The sequence below is a fragment of the Pantoea sp. M_9 genome, assembly GCF_008631385.1.
GTDB lineage: Bacteria > Pseudomonadota > Gammaproteobacteria > Enterobacterales > Enterobacteriaceae > Pantoea > Pantoea eucrina.
Genome location: NZ_VWUF01000001.1, coordinates 393,854 through 410,077 on the forward strand (window position 1 = coordinate 393,854; position 16,224 = coordinate 410,077).

At 56.9% G+C, this 16,224-nt stretch carries 17 protein-coding genes; 10 read left to right on the forward strand and 7 right to left on the reverse strand.

Going from position 1 to position 16,224, the window contains the following annotated elements; genetic code table 11:
- Positions 1-246 precede the first annotated feature (246 nt).
- Positions 247-1,332, forward strand: coding sequence for a sodium-potassium/proton antiporter ChaA (gene chaA / locus F3I15_RS01785; RefSeq protein WP_150016327.1), 1,086 nt, complete (start codon positions 247-249; stop codon positions 1,330-1,332).
- Between the two features lie 63 nt (positions 1,333-1,395).
- Here the strand turns inward: chaA and kdsA are convergent, their stop codons facing one another.
- The 6 genes from kdsA to hemA are packed head-to-tail and all read right to left on the reverse strand — an operon-like array spanning position 1,396 to position 6,704.
- Complete coding sequence (gene kdsA / locus F3I15_RS01790; protein WP_150016328.1) at positions 1,396-2,250, reverse strand: 3-deoxy-8-phosphooctulonate synthase; 855 nt, start codon at positions 2,248-2,250, stop codon at positions 1,396-1,398.
- A 24-nt stretch (positions 2,251-2,274) separates the two neighbouring features.
- Positions 2,275-3,084 (reverse strand): invasion regulator SirB1, encoded by an 810-nt coding sequence (gene sirB1, locus F3I15_RS01795; RefSeq protein ID WP_039384942.1) that lies wholly within the window; start codon positions 3,082-3,084, stop codon positions 2,275-2,277.
- Positions 3,081-3,479 (reverse strand): SirB2 family protein, encoded by a 399-nt coding sequence (locus F3I15_RS01800; protein WP_150016329.1) that lies wholly within the window; start codon positions 3,477-3,479, stop codon positions 3,081-3,083. The genes sirB1 and F3I15_RS01800 overlap by 4 nt, the downstream gene beginning before the upstream one ends.
- A gap of 14 nt (positions 3,480-3,493) precedes the next feature.
- Complete coding sequence (prmC, locus tag F3I15_RS01805; RefSeq protein WP_150016330.1) at positions 3,494-4,324, reverse strand: peptide chain release factor N(5)-glutamine methyltransferase; 831 nt, start codon at positions 4,322-4,324, stop codon at positions 3,494-3,496.
- On the reverse strand, positions 4,324-5,406 hold the full coding sequence (gene prfA, locus F3I15_RS01810; protein WP_094111054.1) for a peptide chain release factor 1: 1,083 nt from the start codon (positions 5,404-5,406) through the stop codon (positions 4,324-4,326). Before prfA ends, prmC begins: the two co-directional genes overlap by 1 nt.
- A gap of 41 nt (positions 5,407-5,447) precedes the next feature.
- Positions 5,448-6,704: a glutamyl-tRNA reductase gene (hemA, locus tag F3I15_RS01815; RefSeq protein ID WP_150016331.1), complete on the reverse strand. Its 1,257-nt coding sequence runs from the start codon at positions 6,702-6,704 to the stop codon at positions 5,448-5,450.
- A gap of 215 nt (positions 6,705-6,919) precedes the next feature.
- On the opposite strand from hemA, the gene lolB reads away from it, so the two are divergent.
- From lolB to F3I15_RS01835, 4 genes are all read left to right on the forward strand, one after another.
- Positions 6,920-7,546 (forward strand): lipoprotein insertase outer membrane protein LolB, encoded by a 627-nt coding sequence (lolB, locus tag F3I15_RS01820; protein ID WP_150016628.1) that lies wholly within the window; start codon positions 6,920-6,922, stop codon positions 7,544-7,546.
- Positions 7,543-8,400 (forward strand): 4-(cytidine 5'-diphospho)-2-C-methyl-D-erythritol kinase, encoded by an 858-nt coding sequence (ispE, locus tag F3I15_RS01825; RefSeq protein WP_150016332.1) that lies wholly within the window; start codon positions 7,543-7,545, stop codon positions 8,398-8,400. The genes lolB and ispE overlap by 4 nt, the downstream gene beginning before the upstream one ends.
- Before the next feature lie 136 nt (positions 8,401-8,536).
- A complete protein-coding gene (gene prs, locus F3I15_RS01830) occupies positions 8,537-9,484 on the forward strand; it encodes a ribose-phosphate diphosphokinase (protein ID WP_150016333.1) in 948 nt (315 codons plus the stop codon).
- A gap of 225 nt (positions 9,485-9,709) precedes the next feature.
- Positions 9,710-10,882: a GGDEF domain-containing protein gene (locus tag F3I15_RS01835; protein WP_150016334.1), complete on the forward strand. Its 1,173-nt coding sequence runs from the start codon at positions 9,710-9,712 to the stop codon at positions 10,880-10,882.
- Here the strand turns inward: F3I15_RS01835 and ychH are convergent.
- On the reverse strand, positions 10,879-11,154 hold the full coding sequence (gene ychH, locus F3I15_RS01840; RefSeq protein WP_094111051.1) for a stress-induced protein YchH: 276 nt from the start codon (positions 11,152-11,154) through the stop codon (positions 10,879-10,881). The genes F3I15_RS01835 and ychH overlap by 4 nt on opposite strands.
- Positions 11,155-11,415: 261 nt before the next feature.
- Between ychH and pth the strand changes: the two genes are divergently transcribed.
- The 5 genes from pth (at position 11,416) to F3I15_RS01865 (ending at position 16,216) form a co-directional block, all read left to right on the forward strand.
- A complete protein-coding gene (gene pth, locus F3I15_RS01845; RefSeq protein ID WP_039384967.1) occupies positions 11,416-12,003 on the forward strand; it encodes an aminoacyl-tRNA hydrolase in 588 nt (195 codons plus the stop codon).
- Between the two features lie 109 nt (positions 12,004-12,112).
- Positions 12,113-13,204, forward strand: coding sequence for a redox-regulated ATPase YchF (ychF, locus tag F3I15_RS01850; protein ID WP_039384969.1), 1,092 nt, complete (start codon positions 12,113-12,115; stop codon positions 13,202-13,204).
- Between the two features lie 215 nt (positions 13,205-13,419).
- Entirely contained in the window at positions 13,420-14,418 is a 999-nt protein-coding gene (locus F3I15_RS01855) for an ABC transporter substrate-binding protein (protein WP_150016335.1), read from the forward strand.
- A gap of 35 nt (positions 14,419-14,453) precedes the next feature.
- A complete protein-coding gene (locus F3I15_RS01860) occupies positions 14,454-15,458 on the forward strand; it encodes an iron ABC transporter permease (RefSeq protein ID WP_223810659.1) in 1,005 nt (334 codons plus the stop codon).
- Positions 15,455-16,216 (forward strand): ABC transporter ATP-binding protein, encoded by a 762-nt coding sequence (locus F3I15_RS01865; protein WP_150016337.1) that lies wholly within the window; start codon positions 15,455-15,457, stop codon positions 16,214-16,216. Before F3I15_RS01860 ends, F3I15_RS01865 begins: the two co-directional genes overlap by 4 nt.
- Positions 16,217-16,224 lie beyond the last annotated feature (8 nt).

The following is a 16,224-nucleotide window of genomic DNA, read 5'->3' on the forward strand; positions in this document are numbered from 1 at the left end:
AGCCGTTAAACAACATTTTCTGCTCTCTTCCTGCTTATTATAAGTTTATATTTAACTGAATTGAAATATAAATATCCCAATAACCCTCTGTTTAAGCCACCAGGAGCAATAAACTACAAAAAGTAAAGTCGCGTAAAAAATCTGTTCAGCGAGTGATGAAAAGCTACACTGCGCCAGTGTAATTAATGCGTATAGTTAACAGGCAATGACGCCGGTTTTTAAACATTTTGCTAATGGGGATGGTGAATGCCTGGACATGAGAAAACCCGACACAGCGAATTTTCGCTGATTCTTCCGGTTGCTGCGCTGACGGTGCTGGCCTTTTTTGGTAATCAGACAGCGCTTCTGCCGGTTATCGGTATTAACCTGCTGGCACTGGTGGCTATTCTGAGCAGCGCCTTCAGCGTTGTGCGCCATGCTGACGTGCTGGCTCACCGGCTGGGCGAACCTTACGGCTCGCTGATCCTCAGCCTCTCTGTAGTGATTCTAGAGGTAAGCCTGATCTCTGCGCTGATGGCAACGGGCGACGCCGCACCGGCACTGATGCGCGACACGCTCTATTCCATCATTATGATCGTCACATCCGGGCTGGTAGGCTGCGCGCTGCTGCTGGGAGGCAGAAAGTTCGCTACTCAGTATGTCAATCTGGCTGGCGTCAAACAGTATATGATTGCCATCTTCCCGCTTGCCATTCTGGTACTGGTATTCCCCAACGCCCTGCCGGGCGGCAACTTCACCACCGCTCAGGCACTGATTATCGCAGCTATCTCTGCGGCGATGTATGGCGTTTTCCTGCTGATCCAGACCAAAACGCACCAGAGCCTGTTTGTCTATGAGCATGAGGATGAGGGGGACGATCCGCACCACGGTAAACCCTCTGCGCACAGCTCAATGTGGCATACGTTCTGGCTGATCGTTCATCTGATTGCGGTTATCAGCGTGACAAAAATGAACGCTAACCCGCTTGAGCTGCTGCTCACAGAACTTAACGCTCCGGAACAGTTTACCGGCTTCCTCGTCGCGCTGCTGATCCTCTCACCGGAAGGGCTGGGTGCCATCCGGGCGGTACTGACCAACCAGGTGCAGCGCGCCATGAACCTGTTTTTTGGCTCCGTGCTGGCGACAATCTCACTTACCGTGCCCGCGGTCAGTATCATCGCCACACTGACGGGCCAGACGCTGATTTTTGGCCTGGAGCCACCGCATATGGTCATGCTGATCGCCGTTCTGATCCTGTGTCATATTTCGTTTTCAACCGGCCGAACGAATGTGCTTAACGGTGCGGCACATCTGGCGCTGTTCGCCGGTTATCTGCTGACAATCATGCTCTGACCGGATACACCGCGAAAACAAAAAAGGCACCCTCACGGGTGCCTTTTTATTTGCCAGAAGCTATCAGTTGCTGGTGTCCAGCGCCGGGAAGCTCTTGACCAGATCGTCAATCGCTTTCATCTGCGCCAGGAACGGCTCCAGCTTATCCAGCGGCAGCGCGGAAGGACCGTCGCATTTTGCGCTGTTTGGCTCCGGATGCGCCTCGATGAAGAGGCCGGCAATACCCACGGCCATGCCGGCACGCGCCAGCTCAGCGACCTGAGCACGGCGACCGCCCGATGCGGCACCAAACGGATCGCGCGTCTGCAGCGCATGCGTCACGTCAAAAATGACCGGGCTGTTGTTAGTGACTTTCTTCATCACGTTAAAGCCCAGCATATCCACAACCAGGTTGTCATAACCGAAGTTGCTGCCGCGATCGCACAGGATAACTTTATCGTTACCGCCTTCTGCAAACTTATCCACGATATTGCCCATCTGGCCCGGGCTGACAAACTGTGGTTTTTTAACGTTAATTACCGCGCCGGTTTTTGCCATCGCCTCTACCAGGTCCGTCTGGCGTGCCAGAAACGCCGGCAATTGAATAACATCAACCACATCGGCAACCGGCTGCGCCTGCCAGGATTCATGCACGTCGGTGATGATCTTCACGCCGAACGTCTGCTTCAGCTCCTGAAAAATCTTCATCCCCTCATCCAGACCCGGACCGCGATACGATTTAATCGAGGAGCGGTTTGCCTTGTCAAAAGAGGCTTTGAAAACGTAAGGGATGCCCAGCTTGTCGGTAACCTTCACGTAGTGCTCACAGATGCGCATCGCCAGCTCGCGTGATTCCAGTACGTTCATGCCGCCAAACAGCACAAACGGCAGATCGTTTGCGACATCGATATCGCCAATTTTAACTACTTTCTCTGTCATGACCTTTCCTTATGCCGGCAACGCTTAATGTAGCGTGACCTGTTTCTGTTCGATTGCGTGGATCTGAACTTTAATCATTTCACTCACCGGATCTTCCGGGCACTGCTCAACAAAATAGGTTAAGTCAGTGAGCGCAATATGCTCACACTCCAGCTGGGCGTAGATGAGCCCGCGATCGCGGATTTCATAGGGGTCGTCAGGATCGATCTCCAGCAGTACTTTACTGACATTCAGCGCCAGCTCCATCTGCTTCTCTTCCATCAGCGCCGCTTTCAGCGTGTCGAGCATTTTCCGCATTACGCTGAGCGTTTTGGCTTCGTCCAGATCGTCGGTATAGAGTTTGGCCGTGGGGCTGATATTACCCTTCAGCCAGACCTCAAGCGTATGGGTATCGAGCGTTTCACCGTTAAACGGATTGATCAGCCACATTTCGCCATCCAGCCAGTCTGCGCGCAGAATCAGCTGAGTCGGAAAAATCACCGGCATCAGCGGCAGCTCCAGCTGCTCGGCGATATGCAGCAGTATCACGCCGAGCGACACCGCCGTCCCCTGACGGCTTTTCAGCACCTTATCAATCCAGAGCGCATCTGAAAGGTTGTAGACACCGCTGGCGCCGCCAAAGCCCCATTCGCGATAGAAGAGCTCCAGCAGCTTTTCCAGCCGCAGATCGGCATCTGTGGCGCTGCTGATATAGTCGCGCGCTTCTTCCACCAGTTTTGACAGCTGCTGCTGAACCGAAGGCGCGGAAAAATCGTCGCGGATGGCGCAGGTTGCGCCGATGACCGCTTCACTTAACGGTGATTCATTAAAATCAAATTCTACTGATGAGGTCATACTATCCCCAAAATCGGCATTTTGGTCATCGCCAGTTTGCCTGCAAACAGCAGAGCAACCAGCGCAAGCAGGCAGGCGATCCAGCGCGTGCTCAGCTTCCGCGGACGACGACTCAGTGCCACAAAACCCAAGGCGACGTAGATAATAACCGCTAACAGCTTCTCCGTCAGCCAGCTTCCTTGTGGTGTGAAGGGATAAAAGTGAGTAATTATCACCAGCAGCGCGCCGCTCAGCAGTAAAAACGTGTCACACAGGTGCGGCACAATCCGCACCCAGCGCTGCTGCAGCAGGCCTGAAGCGGTCGTCAGCCAGTAAAAGCGCAGCAGAAACAGGCTGACGCTGACTACCACGATAAAAATATGAAACTGCTTAATCTGCGGATACCAGCTGGCCATCCTGTGCCCCTTTTTTATGCATATTGCCCAAGCGTCACGCGCGGATTGCCGCCGTAGTCGTTGAGAGTAGTAACCTGCTGATAGCCCTGCTCATGCATCAGGGTACGCACGTCGGCATCCTGCTGCCAGCCGTGCTCCAGCAGCAGCCAGCCCTGCGGCTGGAGCCACGCCGGGGCGCTGTGGATAATAAAACGAATATCGGCCAGTCCGGCGTCATCGGCTACCAGCGCGCTGCGCGGCTCAAAACGCACGTCACCCTGCAGCAGATGCGCATCGTCCATGTCGATATAGGGCGGGTTGCTGGCGATGAGGTGATAACGGGTCGCAGGCAGGCTGTCAAACCAGTGGCTGAGCTGGAAGCGGGCGTTGGTGAGACCCAGCCGTGCCGCATTCTCCTGCGCCAGCGCAACGGCAGCGGGAATGCGATCGCAGCCGGTGATCTGCGCGTCAGGTCGTTCACTGGCGAGCGCCAGCGCAATAGCACCGGTGCCGGTGCCCAGGTCAAGCACGTGACAGGGCCCTGCAGGCAGGCGCAGCAGCGCCTGTTCCACCAGTACTTCAGTATCCGGACGCGGGATCAGCGTGGCGTCACTGACGCGCAGGGGCAGCGACCAGAACTCCCGCTCGCCCGTCAGGTGAGCGATCGGTTCACCCTGCTGACGGCGCGCCAGCAGCTGCTCCAGCTGTGTCAGCTGCGCGTCGCTCAGCGCGTGCTCATCAAAAGCCAGCAGCCAGCTGCGCGTTTTGCCGGTCACAAAGCTGAGCAGGATCTCAGCGTCCCGCTTCGGACTTTCGCCTCCGCTCAGCGCCGTCATAGCCAGCTGACGCCAGCGGCGGATCTCCATCAATCCTGTCCGGCCAGCGCGGCGAGCTGATCGGCCTGATACTCCTGAACGATCGGCTCGATCAGCGTATCCAGCTTGCCTTCCATGGTTTCATCCAGCCGGTAAAGCGTGAGGTTGATGCGGTGATCGGTCACGCGTCCCTGCGGGAAATTATAGGTGCGGATACGGTCAGAGCGATCGCCGCTGCCAAGCAGGTTGCGCCGGGTTGATGCCTCAGCCGCGTGGCGTTTTGCCATCTCAGCTGCGTGAATACGCGCACCGAGCACCGCCAGCGCTTTGGCCTTGTTTTTATGCTGTGAACGCTCATCCTGACACTCAACCACAATGCCGGTAGGCAGGTGGGTGATGCGGATAGCGGAGTCGGTGGTGTTGACGTGCTGTCCGCCCGCACCTGAGGAGCGGAAGGTATCTATTTTCAGATCGGATGGATTTATATCCGGCAGCTCCGCTTCCGGCAGCTCCGGCATAACGGCCACGGTACAGGCCGAGGTGTGGATGCGCCCCTGCGATTCAGTTTCCGGCACGCGCTGAACGCGATGACCACCTGACTCAAACTTCATCCGCCCGTAAGCGCCCTCGCCCGTCACCCGCGCGATCACCTCTTTATAGCCGCCATGCTCGCCTTCATTGGCGCTCATGATCTCTACCTGCCAGCGCCGCCCTTCAGCGTAACGGCTGTACATGCGGAACAGATCGCCGGCAAAAATCGCCGCTTCGTCGCCGCCGGTTCCGGCACGCACCTCAATAAAGCAGGGGCGTTCGTCATCCGGATCTTTCGGCAGCAGCAGCACCTGCAGCTGCTGCTCCAGCACCTCGCGTTTGTCGCGCGCCAGTCTGAGTTCGTCCTGCGCCATTTCGCGCATTTCCGGGTCCTCAAGCAGCATTTCAGCGGTATCCACATCATCCTGCACCTGCTGCCAGTCGCGGAAGCAGCGGGTCACATCGCTCAGCTGGGCATATTCGCGTGACAGCGCGCGGAAACGTTCCTGATTGCCAATCACGCCGGCATCGCCCAGTAACGCTTCCACTTCTTCATGGCGTTCCTGTAACGCTTCCAGCTTGGCAATAATCGAGCTTTTCATCTAATTGTAGGTATCCCGGTGGTAGGTCGTGACAGCGGAGATTACTCTAAACCGAGGCTGTCGCGTAAGATCTGCAGGCGTTCGCCATCGCCATCGCGGGCGGCCTGCTGAAGTGATTTGGTTGGCGCATGGATCAGGCGGTTGGTAAGTTTATGTGCCAGCTCCTGCAGCACTTTTTCTGCGTCTGCTCCCTGCCGCAGCGCAGCCAGCGCGCGCTCCTGCAGTTCAGCGCGCACCTGCTCTGCCTGCATGCGGTATTCACGGATCGATTCGCCGGCGCTTTGCGCGCGCAGCCACGCCATAAACTCCCCGCTCTCCTGCACAACAATGCTTTCCGCCTGCAGAGCTGCCGCTTTACGCTGCGCCATATTCTGCTCAATGATCGCCTGCAGATCGTCGACGCTGTAGAGGTAAGCGTTCGGCAGCTTGCCCACTTCAGGCTCAACGTCGCGCGGTACGGCGATATCCACCAGCAGCATCGGCTGATTACGTCGCGCCTTCAGCGCACGCTCCACCATGCCTTTACCAATAATTGGCAGCTGGCTGGCGGTAGAGGAGATAATGATATCAGCTTCAGAAAGACGGGTTTCAATCTCAGCGAGGTTGATCACCTCGGCCCCCACCTCGTCAGCCAGCAGCTGAGCACGTTCGCGGGTGCGGTTCGCGATCATCAGTTTTTTTACGCTGTGCTCGCGCAAATGGCGTGCGACCAGCTCAATGGTTTCGCCCGCCCCGACCAGCAGCACATTAACGGTGCTGAGCGACTCAAATATCTGCCGCGCCAGCGAACAGGCGGCAAACGCAACGGAAACCGCGCTGGCACCGATTTCGGTTTCGGTCCGCACGCGCTTGGCCACGGAGAAGGTTTTCTGAAACATACGCTCCAGCTCGCTGGTCAGCGCCCGGTCGCGTGAGGAGTCGGCATGCGCCTTTTTCACCTGACCGAGGATTTGCGGCTCACCCAGTACCAGCGAATCGAGACCGCTGGCTACGCGCATCAGATGGCTGACCGCAGCGTTATCCTGGTGCCAGTAAAGGCTGTTGCGCACGTCCGCTTCCGGCAAATCATGGTAATCACATAGCCAGCGCACCAGCTTCTCCTGCAAATCCGCCTGCTGCTCTACACTGAGGTAGAGTTCGGTGCGGTTACAGGTAGAGAGTACCACCCCGCTCTGTACCATTGGCTGAGACAGCAGGCTGTTCAGCGCCTGGTCAAGCGTGTCCGGCGTAAACGACACGCGTTCACGCAGAGCGACAGGAGCGGTTTTGTGATTGATTCCGAGTGCCAGGAGCGTCATGTGATTGCGGCTGGGAAGTCCCATTGATTGTCTGGTTTTGTGAAGCGCATTCTACAAGATGCGGCAGATCATGGAAAGCCATACAAAGGCTATGACAGTGATAAGATTAAACTGATCGTGCGCAATTTTCCGCTGGCCGGCATTGACGGTTCTCAGGCGGGCAGTTAGCGTTATCGGTTACGAATTAAAAACGTGTCTGAGGAGATGACCACGTGATGCCATTGCCCACGCGCAAACTGTTGCGCCTTTTACCCCTTGCCAGCGTTCTGCTGGCAGCCTGTAGCGTCAACAAACCGCAGCAGGGTGCGGGGCCCGCTACCACCGCACCGCAGTGGCAACAGCACCAGCAGCAGGTAGCCGGTATCAGCCATTATCAGACGCGCGGCGCCTTTGCTTATCTGTCCGATAAACAGAAGGTCTACGCCCGCTTCAACTGGCAGCAGACCGCCCCTGACCGCTATCGTCTGCTGCTGACCAACCCGCTGGGCAGCACCGAACTCCAGCTGGATGCGCAGGGCTCCGTGGTGCAGATTGTTGACAACAAGGGCAAGCGCTATACCAGCAATGATGCTGAGAAAATGATTTCGCAGCTCACCGGCATGGATATTCCGCTGGCCAACCTGCGGCAGTGGATGATGGGCCTGCCGGGTGATGCCACCGATTACCAGCTCAATAATAGCTACCAGCTGAAAAGCCTGAGCTACAGCCGCAACGGCCAGCAGTGGCACGTCGCTATCGGTGACTACGACACGAAAGTCACGCCCTCTCTGCCCGCTAATCTGGAGCTGACCGAAGGTGACCAGCGTATCAAACTGCGTATGGATAGCTGGACCCTGCAATGATGACCACCTGGCCCGCTCCGGCAAAACTTAATCTGTTTCTCTACATTACCGGCCAGCGCGCTGACGGCTATCACAATCTGCAAACGCTGTTTCAGTTTCTCGATGCCGGCGACACGCTGGAGATGGCGCCGGATCGCAGCGGGCGTATCAGCCTGCTGACGCCGCTGGCAGGCGTGGCGGACGCTGACAATCTGATTGTACGCGCGGCGCGGGCGCTGAAGCAGGCGGCGATGGCAAAAGGCACGCTTGACGAGCGCGCGGGCGCGCAGATTGCGCTGGAAAAAAAGCTGCCGATGGGCGGCGGGCTGGGCGGCGGCTCCTCAGATGCCGCCACGGTGCTGGTGGCGCTGAACCACCTGTGGCAGTGCAGGCTGAGCACAGATGAACTGGCTGCGCTGGGCGTCACGCTGGGCGCCGATGTCCCGGTATTTGTGCGCGGCCACGCTGCGTTTGCCGAAGGCGTCGGGGAGCAGCTGCAGCCCGCCTCGCCGCCAGAAAAGTGGTATCTGGTGGCGCATCCGGGCGTAAGTATCGCCACGCCCGACATCTTCCGCGATCCCGATCTGACGCGCAATTCACCGATACGCACATTAGATGAACTGTTGAGCCTGCCTTTTCACAATGATTGTGAAGCTGTGGCAAGAAAACGTTTTCGTGAGGTTGATGCGCTGCTTTCCTGGCTGCTAGAATACGCGCCGTCGCGCCTGACCGGGACCGGCGCTTGCGTGTTTGCTGAATTTGACACCGAGTCCGACGCTCGTCAGGTGCTGGAGCTTGCCCCGAAATGGATTCGCGGATTTGTGGCGCGCGGGCTTAACCTCTCGCCGTTGCAGCAAACCCTTTCCGGGCTTTAAGCGTTTACGTGACCGTATTACCCGTTCCAGATACGGCACGTTGCGCATTAACACACCGTATGAACAGGCTCAAACATATTCGCCGGTTATGTTTGAGCGGTTCATTCTCTGGACGTCCAAGCCTGAGGTTCTTCTCGTGCCTGATATGAAGCTATTTGCTGGTAACGCCACCCCGGAACTAGCACAACGTATTGCCAACCGCCTTTACACCAGCCTCGGAGACGCCGCTGTCGGTCGTTTCAGCGACGGCGAAGTAAGTGTACAGATTAACGAAAATGTACGCGGTGGCGATATTTTCATCATCCAGTCCACCTGTGCCCCCACCAACGATAATCTGATGGAGCTGGTTGTGATGGTCGACGCGCTGCGTCGGGCTTCTGCTGGTCGAATTACCGCTGTTATCCCCTATTTCGGTTATGCCCGTCAGGATCGCCGTGTGCGCTCAGCGCGTGTGCCGATCACCGCTAAAGTAGTGGCTGACTTCCTCTCCAGCGTCGGCGTGGATCGCGTGCTGACCGTTGATCTGCATGCCGAACAGATTCAGGGCTTCTTTGATGTGCCGGTAGACAACGTCTTCGGCAGCCCGATTCTGCTGGAAGATATGCTGCAGCTTGGTCTGGAAAACCCTATCGTGGTTTCCCCGGACATTGGTGGTGTGGTGCGCGCCCGCGCGATTGCCAAACTGCTTAATGACACGGATATGGCTATCATCGACAAACGTCGCCCGCGCGCGAATGTTTCTCAGGTTATGCATATTATTGGTGATGTCGCAGGCCGTGACTGCGTGCTGGTCGACGATATGATCGACACCGGCGGTACGCTGTGCAAAGCGGCTGAAGCACTGAAAGAGCGTGGCGCCAGGCGCGTATTTGCATATGCGACTCACCCTATCTTCTCGGGCAACGCGGTTGAAAACCTGCGCAAGTCCGTGATTGATGAAGTGATTGTTTGCGATACCATCCCGCTCTCGGAAGAGATGAAAGCGCTGCCAAACGTGCGCACGCTGACGCTTTCCGGCATGCTGGCTGAAGCTATTCGTCGTATCAGTAACGAAGAATCTATCTCTGCTATGTTTGAACATTAATTGTTCACACTTAACCGGGCCTTGCGCCCGGTTTTTTATGCTTATCCGCTTCCTCCTGCCTTGCTGAAGCTGCTTTTTTCCGCGCGCTTCGCCCGATAAATTTTCAGTCTGTGCACTATTTCCCCTGCCTTCTGCTCTTTTTCACTTTCGCGCTGTCCGGCGCTTCAGCAGCCCCGGAAATAGTGCTATTTTCAGCTCCACTTTTTTCCGGGAACGCCCACCGCCATGACGCTCGATATTTATACGCTGTTTGTTTGCGAGCTTTATGTGCTGGGGTTCCTGAGCATCATTATGATATTTGCCTGGGTTGGCGCTCAGTACGATCGCGTGCTGGGCTTTACCACGCTGACCCTGATACTGACGCTGTGTGCGGTGTTTCTCAGCAGCCTGCGCAGTGCCGGCCTGCAGTTTCTTCCGGTTGCGCTGGGCAACGTCATGGTTATGCTGGCTTACGGTACGCTGCTGTGCGCATTTCGTACTTTCTGTAAACGCCCTACTGGCCTGCTGTGGCCCGGTGGCGCGCTGCTCTGGGCGCTGCTTTGTCTGCTGCCCGATTTTTATCACGGTCAGCCACTGCGGGTGCTGGTGCTCTGCCTGCTCTGCATACTCTACACCGCAGCCTTTATCACCCTGCTGTGGCGCGCGCGCGGCATGCTGAAAGTGACCTTCTGGCCTGCGCAGACGCTGCTGTGGATCCATCTCGGCTTTCATCTCGCGCGGATTTTTCTTGATGATGCCGTCGCCAGTCGCCTGCCGGGCGCTATCGGCGGATCGGGTTTCTCGATCTACGTTATCCTTGAGTCGATTCTGTTTGTGATTGGCCTGACCTTTACCCTGCTGGCGATGGTTAATGAACGGTCGCAGGTGGCACACCGTCTGGCGTCGCTGCGCGATCCGCTGACCGGCGCATGGAACCGGCGCGCGCTGTTTGAGCAGGCGGATAACGTGCTGCGGCGGCGGGCCAGAGTCTCCTCTGCCGCCGGGTTTAGCGCGGTGCTGTTTGATCTTGACCACTTTAAAAGTATTAACGATCGCTACGGCCACCTGCAGGGTGACCGGGTGTTAATCGACTTTTGTCAGATAGCTGAAGCGCAAATGCCGGCAGAGAGCTATTTCGCCCGGCTCGGCGGCGAGGAGTTTGCCGCGCTGGTGACAGGCGACAGTGCGCAGGTGCAGCGCGTATGCGAAGCTATTCGCGTGGCAACGCAGCGGTCACAGCCGGCTGGCATCGGTTATACCGTCAGCATTGGCTATGCCCCGGCCGATCCGGCTGTCAGCCAGTTTCCGACGCTGCTGGCGCTGGCTGATGAAGCCCTTTATCGTGCCAAAGCCCACGGCCGCAACCGGACAGAGTGCTACACTGCCCGGCCAGAGCCGGTTGCTGAGCTGGCGATTTAATGTGGCGTATGATTGCGACGACAGCGGACGTCGCCATGGTGACGATGCCAGTAATAGCGATCTTCAATCTTCTCGCGACCGCTGACGCGGGCACCCGCCAGCCACAACAGCGCCCCGATAAAGATGCCAAACATGGCCCCGCTGGCCAGCAGAGGTGGCATATTCACTGACGGCAGCTGATTGACCACGGATGAGGCGACGCCCGCAACCATGGTCAGCAGTCCCAGACACATCAGGCTATTACCGATAACGCGGCATTGATGACGTTTCATGAATCACCTCCATCCTTATGAGCAAAGAAAAAACCGCACATAACGTTAACCTGTCATAAGTTTAGGCAATGATAGCGGGACATTTTGCGTCCAGGATCACACAACTCGATGTACAAATGACAAAAATTTACCTGCAGCATCTTGTTTTATATAGAAATTGACTAATCACAGCCTGACACTACTTTCACCTGACAATCTTTGTCATCCCTGCCAGCAGACAGTAAACTAGCCACCTTTCTGCAGGAGAACAGGATAACTATTGTGAGCAGCATTAAACTGATTGTGGGACTGGCAAATCCCGGCGCCGAATATGCGGCAACGCGTCATAACGCCGGCGCGTGGTATCTGGATCTGCTGGCCAGCCGCCATAATCAGGCGCTAAAAGAGGAGCCCAAATTCTTTGGCTATACGGCGCGCCTGGCTCTGGCCGGGAATGATGTGCGGCTGCTGGTGCCGACCACCTATATGAATCTCAGTGGTAAAGCGGTGGCGGCAATGGCGACGTTTTACCGCATTACGCCTGAAGAGATCCTGGTGGCGCATGATGAGATGGATCTGCCGCCGGGCGTCGCCAAATTTAAACAGGGCGGCGGGCACGGCGGGCATAACGGCCTGAAAGACATTATCAGCAAACTGGGTAACAACAATAACTTTCACCGTTTACGCGTAGGCATCGGTCATCCGGGCGATCGCAACAAGGTAACCGGATTTGTGCTGGGGAAACCGCCTGCCAGCGAGCAGAAGCTGATTGATGACGCGGTTGATGAAGCGGTGCGCTGCACGGAGCTGTGGCTGAAAGAGGATAAAATTAAAGCGATGAATCGTCTGCACGCTTTCAAAGCGGGCTAAGGCAATTCCCGCGCCGCGCCGGGCAATTCTGTGTATAATGCGCGAAATTTTTTGAATCAGGCGTACCGCCCGGCGGTGCGCCACCCTCAGTGAGAAAGGTAATCAGATCATGGGATTTAAATGCGGTATCGTGGGTCTGCCAAACGTTGGTAAATCTACCCTGTTTAACGCGCTGACCAAAGCGGGTATCGAAGCAGCGAACTTTCCGTTCTGCACCATCGAGCCAAACACTGGCGTAGTACCGATGCCCGATCTGCGCCTTGATCAGCTGAGCGAGATTGTTAAACCCCAGCGCGTGGTGCCTACCACCATGGAGTTCGTGGATATCGCCGGACTGGTTAAAGGCGCATCGAAAGGCGAAGGCCTCGGCAACCAGTTCCTGACCAACATCCGTGAAACTGAAGCGATTGGTCACGTAGTGCGCTGCTTTGAGAATGAGAACATTATTCACGTCTCAGGCAAAGTTAACCCGGCGGAGGATATTGATATCATCAATACTGAGCTGGCGCTTTCTGACCTCGATACCTGTGAGCGCGCCATTCAGCGCTGCCAGAAAAAAGCCAAAGGCGGTGATAAAGACGCGAAAGCGGAGCTGGCTGCGCTGGAGAAGTGCCTGCCGCATCTGGAAAATGCCGGTATGCTGCGTGCCCTGAAACTGGATGCCGATGAAAAAGCCGCTATCCGCTACCTGAGCTTCCTGACGCTGAAGCCTACTATGTACATTGCCAACGTCAATGAAGATGGCTTTGAGAACAACCCGTACCTTGACCAGGTACGCGCTATTGCTGAAGCAGAAGGCTCGGTAGTGGTGCCGGTGTGTGCTGCCGTTGAATCTGACATCGCGGAGCTGGATGATGAAGAGCGCGATGAGTTTATGGCTGAGCTGGGTCTGGAAGAGCCGGGCCTGAACCGCGTGATCCGCGCAGGTTACGCGCTGCTGAACCTGCAGACTTACTTCACCGCTGGCGTTAAAGAAGTGCGCGCCTGGACCATCCCGGTGGGCGCTACTGCACCGCAGGCCGCCGGTAAAATTCACACCGATTTTGAAAAAGGGTTTATCCGCGCGCAGACCATCGCCTTTGATGACTTCATCACCTATAAAGGCGAACAGGGTGCCAAAGAAGCAGGCAAAATGCGTTCTGAAGGCAAAGAGTACATCGTTAAAGATGGCGATGTGATGAACTTCCTGTTCAACGTCTGATGACCGCGGCTGGTTCGCGGGATCACCGTTAATCTCGCGAAGCTAAGCAAACGCTTTAGAATCCACGCTCCGGCGTGGATTTTTTTATGGCGGCTTATGCCTGCCAGAAGGCAGTTACCGGCGACAGGCAACCGTTGATAATGTAATTCATTATCATTATTATCGCGGGCAGGAATTTTTTATGGATCAGCGCTTTTTAAACGAGAAAGGGTTAGATGAAAAACGTCATTTGTGCATTTGCTTTACTGTTTACTGCCGCCAGTCACGCCGCTGCTGCCCCCTACCCGCTGACCATCGAAAACTGTGGCTATAAAGAGACGTTTACTAAAGCGCCAGAGCGCGTGGTCGCGCTGGGGCAGAACACCACAGAGATCCTGCTGCTGCTCGGGCTGCAGGATAAGATTGTTGCCAGCGCTTTCTGGCCGACAAAAGTGCTGCCGCAGCTGGCGAAGCAGAATGCCGGAATCAAAACGCTGACCGTGGAGATCCCGACGCTGGAATCAATCCTGGCGCAGAACCCGGACTTTGTACCGGCGCAGGCGCCGCTGCTGCTCGGTCCGGAAAGCAAGGTCGCAAAGCGTGAAGACTTTGCCACGCTGGGGCTGAACAGCTATATGTCTCCCGGCATGTGCGCTACCAAAAAAGGCGCGGGCGATATGTACGGCAGTCGTCAGAAATTGTGGGACATGACTTATCTGTATCAGGAGATTGACGATTTCTCACGCATCTTCAATGTGGAAGATCGCGGTCAGGCGCTGATTGCGGATTTCAGACAGCGTGAAGCCGCACTGCGCGAGGCCTTCAGTAAAAATAAACGTAACCTCTCTTTTGTCTTCTGGTTCTCCAGCGCCTCTCCTGCGGCAGACGCCTATGTTGGCGGCAAAAACAGCGCGTCCGGTTTTATTGCCAGCGTGCTGGGCGGGCATAACGCCATTACTACCGAGACTGAGTGGCCTACCGTGGGCTGGGAGAGCATTATCGCTGCCAACCCGGATGTGATTGTTGTCTCCAGCCTCGATCGTAACCGCTGGACGCTGGACAGCGCCGCAGAGAAGATTAAATTTCTGAAGAGCGACCCGGCGGTGAGCCAGCTTGATGCGGTGAAAAAAGGACATATCGTGGTCATGGATGGCCAGGCGATGAACCCGACTATCCGCACCATCTACGGTGCTGAGCAGGTGGCAGAGCAGCTGCGTAAGCTAGGGCTGAATTAATGACCACCGCTGTTACCGCCGTGCGGCAGAGGCTGATGCTCAGCATGACCACTGCAGCGGCGCTGCTGCTTCTGACGCTGGTCATTGCGCTGGGGATCAGCGTGGGTGAACTCCCGGTGCCGCTCAGAAGCGTGTTTTACGCGTTCAGCAACCGTCTGGGCCTGACGGCGGAGCCGCTCAATCGAATCTATGAGAGCGTGATCTGGGATTTCCGGCTCAGCCGGGCGCTGGTTGCCGCCTGCTGCGGCGCGGGTCTCGCCATTTGCGGCGCGGTGCTGCAGAGCCTGCTGAAAAATGCGCTGGCGGAGCCTTACGTGCTGGGCGTATCGGCGGGCGCCTCTACCGGCGCGGTGGCTATTGTGATTCTGGGTCTCGGCACCGGCGCCGTTTCGCTCTCGGCAGGGGCGTTTGCCGGCGCCTTTGCCGCGTTTGCGTTTGTCGCTTTTCTCACTAAGGGCGCGCGCAGCGGCAATGAACGCACCATCCTCGCCGGCGTCGCGGCCTCTCAGCTGTTTAATGCCGTCACCGCCTACACCATCAGCACGTCAGCCAGCGCCCAGCAGGCGCGTGACGTGATGTTCTGGTTACTGGGCAGTTTCAGCGGCGTACGCTGGCCGGAATTTCAGCTGGTGCTGATTGTGGTGCTGCTGGGGCTGGCGATCTGTCTCTGGTACGCGCGCGCGCTGGATGCGTTTACCTTTGGTGATGATGCCGCCGCGTCGCTGGGTATCGCCGTACCGCGGGTGCGCCTGATCCTGTTTACCACTACCGCACTGATCACCGCCACCATTGTCAGCATGGCCGGCTCAATTGGCTTTGTCGGCCTGGTCGTGCCGCACGTGATGCGCTTTTTCTTCGGTCCGCTGCATCGCACCCTGCTGCTTGCGTGCGCGCTGGCGGGGGCGATTCTGATGGTGCTGGCGGATATCGCCTCGCGCCTGCTGATTGCGCCGCAAAGCCTGCCGGTGGGCGTGGTTACTGCGCTGGTCGGCGTTCCTTTCTTCGCTATCATCATTTACCGCTCAGGAAATAAATCATGAGTATTTGCGCTGAAAATATTACGTGGAAAGTGGGCAGGAAGGTCATTGTTAATGATGTCTCGCTGAACGTCGCGCGCGGAGAGACCGTGGGCCTGCTGGGGCCAAACGGCTCCGGTAAATCGTCGCTGCTGCGCGTGCTGGCGGGCCTGCGGCGTCCGCATGCAGGACAGGTCACGCTGGATGGCAACGATATCCGCTTTATCGCCAAAAAAGCGCTGGCGCGCCGGGTGGCCTTTGTTGAGCAGCACGGGATGACGGATGCCAATATGCGCGTGCGCGACGTGGTGAAGCTGGGACGTATCCCGCATCACTCCCCTTTCTCCAGCTGGAGCGCGCAGGATGACGCGGCGGTGCTGGCGGCGCTGCAGCGCGTGGATATGGTGGAGAAAAGCGAACAGGGCTGGCAGAGCCTCTCCGGGGGTGAGCGGCAGCGGGTGCATATTGCGCGGGCGCTGGCGCAGATGCCGAGCGAAATCCTGCTGGACGAGCCAACCAACCATCTCGATATTCACCACCAGATGCAGCTAATGAAACTGATCAGCGAACTGCCGGTGACCAGCATCGTCGCAATACACGATCTCAATCACGCCTCGATGTTTTGCGATACGCTGATTGTCATGCAGCAGGGAGAGATTGTTGCCACCGGCACGCCGCAGGCGATTCTGAATGAGGATCTGCTGTGGGATGTATTCCGCGTGCGGGCAAAAATCGACAACTCCCCTTACCACAGCGGTAAACACATACACTATATAGCCTGACGGAACCA

What these genes read in the sequence shown, in the direction of transcription:
- kdsA (WP_150016328.1), bottom strand. Translation starts at nt 2,250, where the DNA reads ATGACAGAGAAAGTAGTTAAAATTGGCGATATCGATGTCGCAAACGAT.
- F3I15_RS01835 (WP_150016334.1), top strand. Translation starts at nt 9,710, where the DNA reads ATGACGCTCGATATTTATACGCTGTTTGTTTGCGAGCTTTATGTGCTG.
- lolB (WP_150016628.1), top strand. Translation starts at nt 6,920, where the DNA reads ATGCCATTGCCCACGCGCAAACTGTTGCGCCTTTTACCCCTTGCCAGC.
- prfA (WP_094111054.1), bottom strand. Translation starts at nt 5,406, where the DNA reads ATGAAAAGCTCGATTATTGCCAAGCTGGAAGCGTTACAGGAACGCCAT.
- chaA (WP_150016327.1), top strand. Translation starts at nt 247, where the DNA reads ATGCCTGGACATGAGAAAACCCGACACAGCGAATTTTCGCTGATTCTT.
- F3I15_RS01855 (WP_150016335.1), top strand. Translation starts at nt 13,420, where the DNA reads ATGAAAAACGTCATTTGTGCATTTGCTTTACTGTTTACTGCCGCCAGT.
- F3I15_RS01860 (WP_223810659.1), top strand. Translation starts at nt 14,454, where the DNA reads ATGCTCAGCATGACCACTGCAGCGGCGCTGCTGCTTCTGACGCTGGTC.
- ispE (WP_150016332.1), top strand. Translation starts at nt 7,543, where the DNA reads ATGATGACCACCTGGCCCGCTCCGGCAAAACTTAATCTGTTTCTCTAC.
- ychH (WP_094111051.1), bottom strand. Translation starts at nt 11,154, where the DNA reads ATGAAACGTCATCAATGCCGCGTTATCGGTAATAGCCTGATGTGTCTG.
- prmC (WP_150016330.1), bottom strand. Translation starts at nt 4,324, where the DNA reads ATGGAGATCCGCCGCTGGCGTCAGCTGGCTATGACGGCGCTGAGCGGA.
- sirB1 (WP_039384942.1), bottom strand. Translation starts at nt 3,084, where the DNA reads ATGACCTCATCAGTAGAATTTGATTTTAATGAATCACCGTTAAGTGAA.
- F3I15_RS01800 (WP_150016329.1), bottom strand. Translation starts at nt 3,479, where the DNA reads ATGGCCAGCTGGTATCCGCAGATTAAGCAGTTTCATATTTTTATCGTG.
- F3I15_RS01865 (WP_150016337.1), top strand. Translation starts at nt 15,455, where the DNA reads ATGAGTATTTGCGCTGAAAATATTACGTGGAAAGTGGGCAGGAAGGTC.
- ychF (WP_039384969.1), top strand. Translation starts at nt 12,113, where the DNA reads ATGGGATTTAAATGCGGTATCGTGGGTCTGCCAAACGTTGGTAAATCT.
- hemA (WP_150016331.1), bottom strand. Translation starts at nt 6,704, where the DNA reads ATGACGCTCCTGGCACTCGGAATCAATCACAAAACCGCTCCTGTCGCT.